The sequence below is a fragment of the Pedobacter petrophilus genome, assembly GCF_009674725.1.
Classification (GTDB): domain Bacteria; phylum Bacteroidota; class Bacteroidia; order Sphingobacteriales; family Sphingobacteriaceae; genus Pedobacter; species Pedobacter petrophilus.
In genome coordinates, this window is the sequence record NZ_WKKH01000006.1 from 1 (window position 1) to 12,797 (window position 12,797).

Below are 12,797 nucleotides of genomic sequence, written 5' to 3' on the forward strand. Positions count from 1 at the left end.
TCACTCATAATCTGTATCATAAAGTTAAAAAATCAAATTCTTAATTCCTTAACTGACACAGTTCATTTTACAATCTCAATGATTATTTCTTTTATAATCTCCAGCCCCTTATGCTTTACGCATAGTTCTCTGTTTAACTAACAAACCCAGACGTATAACTCGCAACTTAACTTTAATAAACCCAGGCCTGCAACTTATAACCCGCAACTTAACACACCAAACCTGCAACCTCTACTTACTAAATCTTCTGTTTAACAGCTCATAAAACTGATCTACAGTAGCTTGTTTACTTGCCCAATCATACTTCATGGCATAATTGCTTTGCAAAAAGTTATTGGCGGCTTCAAAACTATTCATCTTGTTAACGATATCAATCGCTTCAGAATAAGCCAGATTATATCCCTTAAATAAATCCTTAATAAACAGTAATTTTTCGTTCAGGTTAATGGCGTGTTTCAAATCAGCAATTGGCGATTTTACCGGTTCATCACCCTGTGCATTTGTTTTAGCCAGCAAATCATTTAAACTTTCTGCTGGCTTAGCAGGAGCCACAGGCTGTTCTACTGGCCTAACAGGTACCGCTTCAGGGGTAAAGATTGGTCTATCTGCCACTGGCGGGGAAATAACAGGCTCATCCATTTCTACGTCTTTTAAAGCCGGAATGGGTTCTGAATTGGCAACTATTGGTTGCTCAATTATAGGCTCTATAGGTTTTGGCTCTTCAGTTACAGGCGACTGTGCAATGGATTCCTGATCTGTAAGTTCCGCTGCTTCGTCATGGGCAATTAAAAATGGCTCTGGCCCTATTTCATCTTCTTCATTAAGTGCACTTTCTTCCTGAATGGTTAAAGGTGCTTCTTCTTTTTCGTGGATTTTCTTTTTCTGTGCCAGAATTTCTTCCTCAGCTTTACTCAACGGCCGATCAAATATTTCCTCAACAGATTTGGCTTCATAGTCGAACTTATTATCATCGCTATGGTTTCCCAAAACAAATTCAAAACTGTGATTATCCTGATCTGGTTTAAAGAAATCGTGGGCTAAAACCTCTTCTGCTGTATCTTCTTTATTTTGCTCATCATCCAGAATTTCCTGTTCTGGTTTTACATCGATCCGTTCTTCTGCTTCCTCTGCTGTAATGACTTCCTCTAGTTCTTGTGGTGCAAAAGCCTGATCATTTTCGATATAACCCGGAGAAACTTCTGGTAAGATAATTGTATTTTGTTCTTCCAGCAACGGCTGATTAACTACGGGTGCCGGTTGTTCATTTATGGCATTTAATTTCTGTACAATCCGAACATGATCTGCAAGGAAATCTGCATTGGCTAAAAACAATTCGAGTTCTAAATGATTTAACTGTTGTGGATTTTGAGCAAGAAACTCATATTGCTCATTTAATTCTGTTAAAATACTGCCGACTTTCCTGAAGATACTTTGCTGATTCATCATAAACATTAAACGAATTTTGTGCTGATTTATGTTGGTAACTATGTACCCAAAAATAACACATAATTCTCATATTTGTTGGGTTTTAAATTAATAGAGCGCACATAGAGGCATAATAGATCTGGCATGTTATTTAGCGAACAGAATTTTAGAAGGAGAGGCGAATTTTCAGGAAGTATTGAAGTGGTTTGTGGCTCCATGTTTTCCGGCAAAACGGAAGAATTGATCCGACGTTTGAAAAGAGCACAGATTGCTAAATTAAATGTAGAAATTTTTAAGCCCAGAACAGATACCCGTTATCATGAAACCGCTGTGGTTTCCCATGATTTAAACTCCATTAATTCCACACCTGTTGATAATGCCTCCGCAATTTTACTTTTGGGCACTAATACTCAAGTGGTGGGCATTGATGAGGCTCAGTTTTTTGATAATGAGCTTCCTGATGTTTGCAATAAACTGGCATTAAGGGGAATCAGGGTAATTGTTGCCGGTCTGGATATGGATTTTTCCGGAAAGCCATTTGGTCCGATGCCAGCTTTAATGGCTATTGCAGAACATGTTACCAAAGTAAATGCAGTTTGCGTATGTTGTGGTAATCCAGCCCTTTTTAGCTATAGAACGGTAGCCAATGAATCTACCGTTTTATTGGGCGAAAAAGAAAGCTATGAACCACGTTGCAGGGCCTGCTATAATCTGGATAAAGGATAATTATTCGTTCAAAATATATCTTCAATTATTTAAATAAACCATGTCTACATTAAAAAAAGTAAATAAAATAGCCATTTTAGGCTGTGGTTGGTTTGGTTTTGCTTTCGCGAAGAAGCTGATTTCAATGGGCTATGAGGTTAACGGATCAACTACTACTCCCGAGAAACTTGACTTAATTGCCGAAGAAAAAATTCAGCCTTTCCTGGTCAATTTCACATCAGACCAAGTGATAGCAGATCACGAATTTTTTAATGCTGATGTGTTGTTTATCTGTATCCCGCCGAAACGAAATTCAATTGAAGTGTATGATTATGCGCAGAAAATCGCTTCAATTCTAAACGCAGCAAAAGATAAGGTTGCCAATGTCGTTCTAATTAGCGCTACCAGTGTTTATGGCGATGAAAACAAAGCTGTAAATGAATTAACGGAAACAAACCCAGATACGGAATCTGGTAAAGTAATTGTTGAAGCTGAAAATATATTAAAAATAGAAAATCCTGATGGTTTCACAATTATCCGCTTTGGTGGATTAATTGGACCAGACCGTAACCCGGGAAGATTCTTCGCCGGAAAAACAGCTATTCCGAATGGTTTGGCGCCGGTAAATCTGATTCACCAAACTGACGCGGTGAATATTGCAATTAACATCATCGAAAAACATGCTTTCGGCAGAATTTACAATGCCTGCTCCCCTATGCACCCAACCAGAAAAGATTTTTATACCGCAGCCGCTGAAAAAGCTGGATTAGTGCTACCCGGGTTTGTTTCAGAGAAAAAAGCATGGAAGGTAATAGAAAGTGTAAATGTTCCCAGGTATTTAGAATATAACTTCCAAGAGGAAATAAGATAAGTTATAGCTGCACCAGCTTTGACAACTTTCTTTCTATGGCACTGGTAAAAGTTGTCAAAGCTTATTACCGTAATAAACCCAACAACTCTTTCTTGCTCAATCCTTTAAAAAATCCACCATCGGTTTGAATCAGGTTTTTAACCAAATCTTTTTTAGAAGCCTGCAATTTCATGATTTTTTCTTCGATCGTATCCGGGCAGATCAACCTTACGGCCATTACATTTTTATGCTGCCCGATTCGGTAAGCCCGATCAATTGCCTGGTTCTCCACTGCTGGATTCCACCATGGATCGACCAGGTATACATAATCTGCTTCCGTTAAGTTTAATCCCGTTCCGCCAGCCTTTAAACTGATTAAGAAAACCGGAATATCGGCATTCTCCTGAAACGACTTCACTGTCTCTTCCCGCTTTCTGGTTTGGCCAGTGAGGTATTCATATTTAATGTTTCTCTTCTCCAGTTGCTTTTTGATCAGATCGAGCATAGTTACAAACTGAGAAAATACCAGTATTTTATGATTCCTTGCCTTGCTTTCAATCTGCTCAATTAACACTTCAATTTTGGAAGAGGCCTGCAGGTAAGATTTTCCATCGGCTAATAATGCTGCAGAGTTACAGATTTGCCTCAACATGGTAATGCTTTTCAAAACATGCATGGCGCTTTTAGGCAACTCATCTTCCGTTTTGCCTAAGATAAAATCCTGAATCTCCTTTTTGTTTGCTTCGTAAACTTCACGTTGTTCTGCACCCATTTCGCAGTAGAGAATAATTTCAGTCTTATCCGGAAGCTCCTTAGCTACCTGCTCTTTGGTACGCCGCATTAAAAATGGCCTGATCTTCTTTTGCAACTCTTCTGCCCGCTTCTTATCTTTAAACTGATCAATTGGCGTAGAATATAAGTCGGCAAATTGCTGCTTGCTGCCGAATAAACCCGGACAAGCGAAAGACATTTGTCCGTAAAGATCAAAGGTATTATTCTCAATCGGTGTTCCCGTCATTACGACTTTATTCCGTGATTTTAACAGCCTGACTGCCTTGTATCTTTGAGACTCCGGATTCTTGATATTCTGCGATTCATCCAGGAAAATATAATTAAAACGATAATCTTTTAGAAAACGAATGTCTGAAAGTAGCGTACCATACGACGTAATCACAATCTCAAACTGATCAAAATCATCAGTGGTTTTGATTCGCTCGTTGCCATAAATCGTTTTGACGGTAATTGATGGTGCAAACTTTTCTACTTCAGCTTTCCAGTTGAAAATGAGCGATGCCGGAACCACCACCAGGTTGATGTTGTGGCTTACCTTATCTCTTTGCGATAAAATAAAGGCAAGGATCTGAATGGTTTTACCGAGTCCCATATCATCAGCCAAACAAGCGCCAAAATTAAAGTCATCCAGAAAATTCAACCAGTTAAGTCCTTCTTTCTGATAAGGCCGTAACGAGGCGTTTAAAGCACTCGAAACTTCTACTTCCCTGATGGCATCTGTACCTTCAAACTTCTGTTGATACTGTTTTAACTCATTTTTTACTTCGCCATCAAGCAATGCATCTTCATACAAATCATTCAGCGTAGCAAATTTAATTTTAGGCGTTAGAATAGCATCATCAGTTACTTCTCCCGCATTAAAATAATCTGTAAATTTCTGAATCCATTCATGTGGCAAAATGCCTTGCGATCCATCATCAAGCGTAATAAATTTACTTTTATTCCTAATCGACTTATGCAGGTGCTTCAATGCTACCTGCTGTTTGCCGAATTTCACCTTCACTTTGGTTTCAAACCAATCGGTGCCACTTAACACCTCGATATTGATCTCTGCCTTATGTTGATTAAGCTTATTATTTTTTAGCTGATTGAAGCCTAAAATGTGGATACCTTTATTCTGCCAAATTTCAAAAGCATCCAGAAACCAGCCTTCTTCCAGAAAACGTTTTCTGTGCAAATAAAAGGAATCATTGGTTTCCTGATCGTAGAAGTGAGGATGTTGTCTGAGTACATTGGAGATAAATTGCAGTTCGGCCTGCTCATCGCGATGTAGCGTAAAAACATTTCCCAACTTATCTTGCGCCTGAATTTGCCGTTTAGAAAGCACCGGAATTTCCAGGCTTCCGTAACGCATTACAGGGGTAAGTAAAATAAAATCTTCAGACTCTGACAAGTAGATTAACTGCTCATTTTCGAGATCGAAACCTTTTTCTTCCAATTGATCAGGCGTTGCCGCTTTCAGGTAAGTGTAATCAACCTTGATGCTACCTTCCAGCTGGATCAAGATCAGCTTCTGAAACTCAGGATACTTCGTTTTATGTAAAATTAAACGATTGCTTTGCTTTTTGAAGAAGCTAATCACGCGCAGAAAATCAGGTCTGGTGATGAGATAAAGTTGATCTTTCAGCCGGATAAAATACTGATGAACCAAAACCAGTTGATCCAGTTCGTAAGATTTCCCTTCAATGGTTAACCTACCTGTAATTTCATAAAAATCGTTCAGCTGGTTAACAGATAATCGTAAATCAAGATCAAGAAACTGAACATTTACAGGAATGATCGTCGAAGCCTGGATGTTGGCCTCCTTAGAATCCTGAAGATAGAAAGGAATTTTTTGTGGATTTTTTACAATGGCTTTTAGCGCTTCAATTTCCTCGCCAGTTTGGTCATTATTGTAATTGGCCTGGAAGGTAGAGATCCCACTGTAGAATTTCAGTTCATCACTATCGTCTGTTTTGAATAATAAACTGGTTAAATTTACTCGTTGTAAAGGATTTTTGATCTTCCCGGCTTTTGTTTTTTCTCCTTCATACAGTTCGATAGACAGGTTGCTGTAATAGCGGTGTTGCCCCAGCACGAGAATGGTTTTACTCAAATCGTAAACAGGTTTCAACACATTCTTAGCTTTCTCTTTCGGCAAAAGCAACGCTGCTAATTGTTCTTTGGCTGCTCTATTAAAGGGTTGCAAAGCGGCAATTTTCGGCTTTATTTGCAAAGCTCCATCGGTATGGCTAAGGGAGAAAACAGCATCAAGATCCGGCTCCTTTTCGAGGCCATAATCCATTGCGAGTATATGCAACTTTTGGCGACGCAATCGCTCATCGAAAAAGATAGCGAAATCTTCCCGGTGTAAAATATTGTACAAAACCTGGGCCTGATGCGCACAGAGCTTGTTTTTAGGCGTAGAACATCTACAAGATAACTTTACTGAAGTTCGGTTTTGCTGCACCTGAACAATTGGAAAAACTGCTTCAGCGTCCGGATGACTAAAAGCTGCAAAATTAAGTTCTATCTGCTCCGGATGGAGATTGAAGAAACCTCTCGCATTGGTATGCACTTCCTGACTAAGATGTTTGAGAATAAATATACCGTTTAAATCTTTAAGGTTGAAATCAGGCAATACATAATCGTATGGATTTGGTACTGACTGTTGTTTCTCCTCAAAAATTTGACTCATTTATAGAAAATTATAAGTTATAAAAGTACAGCTATGCCTGGACATAGCGATAATGAGATTTTCATATTTTATCAACAGTAAAAAATTCATCTTTCAACTGGAAGCAGAGCAGAGGCAAAAACTTTTGATCTGTGTATAGCAAAGTCTAAAAATGATCAGCTACGTTCGAAATGACGATAACATTTGGTTACGCTCAACATGAAAGTGAATTATAAGTTTGAAGAAGCCGAAAGGCTTGAATAATTACAGTGATTTTCGTAGATTTAAATAAAAAGGAACGGCAACTTTCTCTGTTTTTCCATTCATTATAAATTCGGCCCCTTGTGTGCCTAAACGGTTAAAGTCAGTTGAAATGGTGGTAATTCCATCCAAAATAATCCTTTTTAATGGTGTTTCATTATAAGATATCACGCCTACATCTTTGCCAATTTTAAGTTTCAGAACAATTAATCGCTCGATCAGGGTCACTAAATCATCTTCCATTAAATTGATATAAACCTCACCAACATTAATTTCTTCATCTTTAATATTGTGAATCACCTTGTGTGCAAAGGCATATTGCTGACAAAACCTGTAAAATCCACTCAAAATTTCCTGGGGAAAATAACTGCTCTTCGGAAAGATAATTTTTAATGTGGTATAATTTGACAAGCGATCCAATGCCTGTTCTAATGCGGCATAAATATCTTGCGCAAAGTTTTCATATGCAGCAGCGTAATCGCCCGTTACGCCTGGCAGCAGCTTATCTAAAATAATAAGCTTTTCTTTCGGAATGGTGTTAATTACCTCATGGGCATTTTCACCACCTTCGAGGAAGTGTGGAATAATTACAAAATGAGTGTAATCATCTTTCTTACTCATGATCATTTTCTTAAAGAAAACGTAATCATTATTATAAATATAAAAATCTATCGCAGCGCGTTCGCCAATGGCTTTGGTAAAGGAATCGTAAATGATTTTTTTATGGGTGCTTAACTTATTAAAAAGCAGGCATACTTTTAATTTTCTTGAAAAATCAGTGTTAATAATGAAATACCCTTTCCCTGGTACCGAATCCACTACACCAAGTTTACGCAGGTTTCTATACCCTTTTTCGGCCGTATCACGAGACATTTCCAAACTGAAACTGAGTTCGTTAATTGAGGGCAGCAAACTTCCTTTTTTTAATTTACCCATATCAATTCCATTCAAAATAGCATTGGTTAACTGCTTATATTTTGGTGTGGATGAATACTCATCAATTTGAATATAATCGAGGATATCTTCTGGTTTCAAAGGAATTTGGCTTGGGTTTCTAATATAAAAAAAAATCTGCTACCAGAGCAGATCTTTTTGTTATATCGTTCGCTGAATAGCAGAATAGTACTTTAAATTAATCATGTCCGTTGGTGCCGGATTACTGTTCCATACATCGTTGATAGCCAGCGCTGTTCCAATCGCAGTAGCCTGAGATACAGATGATGCGTAAACCTCGATATCTGGCACGGCGCTGGCCAACAAATGCATATAGATTGCGTTTTTTCCGAAACCACCATCCACAAAGATTCTGGTTACACCTGGATTCAGAATTAATTTCAGCGAGTACACCTGTTGCTTAACCAAATCTAAAAGTAACTGGTGATAAGCCTCTTCTGCCGTTTGAAAAATATTTAAGTCTCTGGCAGGAAATGCTGAAACCAGTGAAAATTCAGTTTGAATATTCTGGTTTTCGGGCACTTTACTGACGAGCTTTAAAACTAAACCCGGATTGAATTTCAGGTGCTTAAAAAGGTAAGCCGCCCGATCGAAATGTGCTGCAATGCGCTTCAATTGAATCTCATGCTCATTACCTGCGAAAATACGGGAGGCTTTTACCGCTTTCCCCTTAAAATGCATGTAACACAAGCAATCCTTTTTTAATTCACTCGCCGTTAATGGCTCCTGGTTAAAAGGATTTAAACTGATGCACCAGGTTCCTGTAGAGATTAATACAAATGGCGTGTTAAAATTGGCCAGGTAAGGGATTAGTGCGGCAGAACTGTCGTGCAAACCAACACCTACACTCACTTCTTTCCCTTCAAAAGTCGTTTTCAAAGTAGAATCTGCAGGTGTAAATTCGCCAAACTTGTCAATAATCTTTTCCGCTGAAACCCATTGATGGTATTCATTTTTATTAAAATCCCAAAGCTGGGTATGGCATCCGATACTGGTAATATCCGCTACCGCTTTTCCGGTAAGCAAATAACTTAAATACTGTGGCAAATGCAGCGCATACTTAACCCGGGCAAAGAGTTCTGGTCTTTCATTTTTTAAACGATAGAGTTGCATGCCTGAATTTAAGCTTCCTAAAACCGGTGAAGCAGTTTCCAAAGAAATCTTTTCCTCACCGCCATATTCGGCATAAAAAGCTGTTTTTAATGCTTCAGGATATTCCTTTAAATAATTGTAAAGTGGTGTTAAGGGCTCACCATTCTCATCAAGATATACGAAACTCGCGCCATAAGTTGAAAAGTTAATGGCTCTAATATCAAACTCCTTCAATTGCAAAACCTGGTTCAGCGAATCATAAACAGATGATTTTAAGCTTTCCAGGTTTTCACAAGGTTCGCCATCTTCGTCTATCGTTTCTACAAAACGGGCAGAACGCTCATAAACAATGCTGTAATTTTCGTCGATTAAAAATAGTTTCTTGTTTGTCTTTCCAACATCAAATATGGCAATAACAGGTTTGGACATTTTTACTTCCTCTTCGATTATAAACCTGTAGCTACAGTATTTCCACGGTGATCAACTAAATTACTTCTTACTGCCAAATCGCGGTATAAGCCAATTGGTGATAAAGCTGCTCCAGCTCTCAAACGCGCCTCAGCAACTAGCGGTCTCAAATCACTCCGGAAGGTATTTTGAAGAATTTCCTGTGCTTTTGCCACATCATTATTATCCTGAGCGGCATTTAAAGCATTTCTATCCACCAGTAAAGCCTGGGCGTAAGCAATCATAATCGCTTCTACCGATTGCAATAAATCTTCTAAAGGATCTTTCACATTGTGGGAAGCATCAATCATCCATCCTAAATCTTTTGCATGGTTCATGCCTTTTGCATCCATTCCTTCAACCAATTCGTTAAAAATTAAGAACAATTGATAAGGCTTAATACTTCCGGCTGTTAAATCATCATCACCATATTTAGAATCATTGAAGTGGAAACCACCCAACTTTCCTTCCATTAATAATAAGGCAACAATTTGCTCTATGTTAGCATTTGGTAAATGGTGACCTAAATCTACCAGCGTATAAGCTTTTTTACCCAATTTACTGGCGTACAATAAAGATTGACCCCAATCGCCAACTGTGGTAGAATAAAAATTAGGCTCGAAAGCTTTATATTCTACAAATATTTTCCAGTTTTCTGGCAAAGCCGAATAAATTTCCTGCAAACTTTCCAAAGTATTTTCAAAAGCTTTACGGAAGTTCAACTGACCCGGAAAACACGATCCATCAGCCAACCAAACCGTTAAGGCATCAGAATCTAAGGCTACACCATGTTTAATTACTTCGATATTATGTTCAATGGCTTGCTTGCGAATATCTTTGTTTACATTTTGAAGTGATCCAAATTTGTAGCTGTTTGCAGAACCCGCCTGATCTTGAAAGGTATTGGAGTTCATGGCATCGAACTTTAAGCCATAGCTCGAAGCGAGACTTTTTAAACTTTCTGCATTTTGAGGGATATCCCAAGGAATATGAAGTGAAATTGCACCACTCGCGCCGTTAAGGGCATGTAGTAAACCCACATCTTCGATTTTCTCTTCGATTGTCCTTGGCTCACCACCAGTAATGGCAAAACGGCCGAAACGTGTTCCGCCGGTACCCAAAGCCCAGCTCGGAATGGCAATTTGAAAATCTACTAATTTCTGGATTATGTTTTCAAGGTTAACATGCGACCAGTCTTCCTTTAAAAAATCCAACTTGCGCTGGTGTGAAGTAGAAAGGGAGTCGTTATGTTTTTCTATTTGGTTCTGCTCAATATTCATTGCAATATTTGCTTTATTAGGTTAATCTTCGGCGAAAACCGCCATTATCTATCCAGTAACTGGATATTCCTTTTAACAGTCATTTTCGGTCTGTGGAAACCACAGACCTGAAAAACGACTTACTAAAACTAACTTATCTTTAAAGGTATTCTTCATCAGCCTCTGGCTAAAAAAGAAATTCCTCTTGCTGATGCTATCTTACAAACGCCATGGCCACACCGCCATCAACGTTTAACACGTTACCTGTTGATTTCTGCAATAAACCGCCAACGAAAGCGAAACATGCATTTGCAATATCATCTGGTAAAATGATTTGATTTAACAAGGTACGTTTTGCATAATAAGCAGGCAGCTCCGCAACCGTTACGCCGTATGCTTTTGCTCTGCCTTCGGCCCATCCGCCAGCCCAAATGTTACTATCGCTTATTACGGCATCAGGATTAACTACGTTTACACGAATATTATCTGCACCCAATTCTGCAGCATTTAACCTGCTTAAATGAAGCTGAGCAGCCTTTGCACTGCCATAACCGGCATTATTTGGTCCGCTTACCAACGCATTCTTGCTTACAATATTAATAATATCTCCACCAACATCTTGCTTCTGCATCGCTTTTGTTGCAGCCTGGGTGATGAAGAACTGGCCTTTCACTAAAACATCATACAATAAATCCCAGTCTTTTTCCGTGTGATCACCTATGGTTTTAGAAATGGATAATCCAGCGTTATTTACTACGATATCGATACCGCCAAAAGCTAATGCCGCAGCATCAAAAGCGCCGTCAATATCTTCCTGACTGGTTACGTTTAAAATTGCAGTACTATAAGAATCTTTACCATATAGTTTTGAAAATTCATCGCCGGCTTCTTCCAAACGTTCGGCGTTCATATCATTTAAAATCACCACACCGCCTTCAGCAACAAACTTTTTGGCAATTGCTTTACCAATACCGCCTGCACTGCCCGTAATTAAGGCAATTTTACCGGTAAGTGGTTTTGGTTTAGGCATGCGTTGCAATTTTGCTTCTTCTAACAACCAGTATTCTATATTGAATGCTTCCTGGTGTGGTAAAGAAGTATATTCTGAAATTGCTTCAGCGCCTTTCATCACGTTAATGGCATTGATGTAAAACTCTGCCGCAACTCTCGCCGTTTGTTTATCTTTTGAGAAAGTGAACATACCTACACCCGGATATAAAATTACAACAGGATTGGTATCACGAATGGCAGGACTGTTTGGATGTTTACAGGTTTCATAATAGTCTGTATACATCGCTCTGTAAGCCTCAAACGCTGGCAGCAATTGTTCTTTTATCGCTTTTACATCAGACAGATCAGCATCAATGGCTAAATCTAAAACCAACGGACTGATCTTTGTTCTTAAAAAGTGATCCGGACAGCTGGTACCCATTGGCGCCAGACGGGAAAGATCATTCGAATTTGTAAATTCTAAAACACGAACATCATCAGTAAAATGACCGATCATGTGTTGTTTAGAAGAACATAAACCACGTAGTACAGGTGCTAATGCAGCAGCTTGTTTTTTACGGTTAATATCGGTAGCACTTTCTATTTTTTGTCCGCCGAAAACCGACCCTTTTTTACCGTAGTTCTGCGCCAGGTAATCTGAACAGATTTCGATTACATCTAAAGTATTTAAATAACTTTCGTAAGCAGTATCGCCCCAGGTAAACAAACCGTGAGAGCCCAGCATGATCCCCCGAATGCCTGGATTTTCATCTAGACATTGCTTTAATTGCAAGCCCAGTTCAAAACCTGGTTTTTTCCATTCTACCCAACCAATTGTTCCGCCGAATAATTCTTCGGTGATTTTTTTACCATCTTTTGCCGCAGCGATGGCTATGGCCGCATCCGGATGCAAGTGATCGATGTGTGCAAATGGCAGGAAGCCATGTAAAGGCGTATCAATTGAAGGTGCTTTCGAACTTAAATCGAAAATACAGTGATTGAAAAGCTCAACCATTTCATCTTCATGTTCTACGCCACGGTAAATGTTTTTTAAACTGCGCAGGCGATCAACATAAAGTGCAGCTAAACCACTTTTCTTTAAGGTACCTAAATCGCCACCCGATCCTTTAACCCACATTACTTCGGTTTCATTACCGGTAAGCGGGTCTTTTTCCATTAACTTGCATGAGGTATTGCCACCACCATAGTTAGTTAGGCGCAAATCTGCACCCAGTAAATTAGAGCGATAGATCAATAATGCAACTTCATCTCCAGCCAGTTTGGCGGCTTCTTCTTCATCCCATAAGTAGCTTACGTACTTATAATTTGTTTCTTTAACAGACATGTATATTAATGTTTATTTTTT

At 38.9% G+C, this 12,797-nt stretch carries 8 protein-coding genes; 2 read left to right on the forward strand and 6 right to left on the reverse strand.

From position 1 onward, the window contains the following. Positions 1–231: 231 nt before the first annotated feature. Positions 232–1,446: a hypothetical protein gene (locus GJU39_RS05290; RefSeq protein WP_154279657.1), complete on the reverse strand. Its 1,215-nt coding sequence runs from the start codon at positions 1,444–1,446 to the stop codon at positions 232–234. A gap of 123 nt (positions 1,447–1,569) precedes the next feature. Here GJU39_RS05290 and GJU39_RS05295 point away from each other — a divergent pair, with 123 nt between their 5' ends. Beyond that, complete coding sequence (locus GJU39_RS05295; protein WP_154279658.1) at positions 1,570–2,151, forward strand: thymidine kinase; 582 nt, start codon at positions 1,570–1,572, stop codon at positions 2,149–2,151. Positions 2,152–2,191: 40 nt separating this feature from the next. After that, on the forward strand, positions 2,192–3,001 hold the full coding sequence (locus tag GJU39_RS05300; protein ID WP_154279659.1) for an SDR family oxidoreductase: 810 nt from the start codon (positions 2,192–2,194) through the stop codon (positions 2,999–3,001). Positions 3,002–3,065: 64 nt separating this feature from the next. Here GJU39_RS05300 and GJU39_RS05305 read toward each other — a convergent pair whose 3' ends face one another. The 5 genes from GJU39_RS05305 to GJU39_RS05325 all read right to left on the reverse strand — a co-directional run bounded on the left by GJU39_RS05305 (position 3,066) and on the right by GJU39_RS05325 (position 12,776). Next, on the reverse strand, positions 3,066–6,449 hold the full coding sequence (locus GJU39_RS05305; protein WP_154279660.1) for a DEAD/DEAH box helicase: 3,384 nt from the start codon (positions 6,447–6,449) through the stop codon (positions 3,066–3,068). Positions 6,450–6,692: 243 nt separating this feature from the next. After that, positions 6,693–7,724 carry a GntR family transcriptional regulator gene (locus tag GJU39_RS05310; RefSeq protein ID WP_154279661.1) on the reverse strand — a complete coding sequence of 344 codons (1,032 nt, stop codon included), beginning with the start codon at positions 7,722–7,724 and terminating at the stop codon, positions 6,693–6,695. A gap of 60 nt (positions 7,725–7,784) precedes the next feature. Continuing rightward, positions 7,785–9,164, reverse strand: a complete 1,380-nt coding sequence (locus GJU39_RS05315) for an FGGY-family carbohydrate kinase (RefSeq protein ID WP_154279662.1) — start codon at positions 9,162–9,164, stop codon at positions 7,785–7,787. 17 nt (positions 9,165–9,181) lie between these two features. After that, positions 9,182–10,462, reverse strand: coding sequence for a sugar isomerase (locus tag GJU39_RS05320; protein ID WP_154279663.1), 1,281 nt, complete (start codon positions 10,460–10,462; stop codon positions 9,182–9,184). A 193-nt stretch (positions 10,463–10,655) separates the two neighbouring features. Next, positions 10,656–12,776, reverse strand: a complete 2,121-nt coding sequence (locus GJU39_RS05325) for a bifunctional aldolase/short-chain dehydrogenase (RefSeq protein WP_154279664.1) — start codon at positions 12,774–12,776, stop codon at positions 10,656–10,658. Between the last annotated feature and the right edge of the window lie 21 nt (positions 12,777–12,797).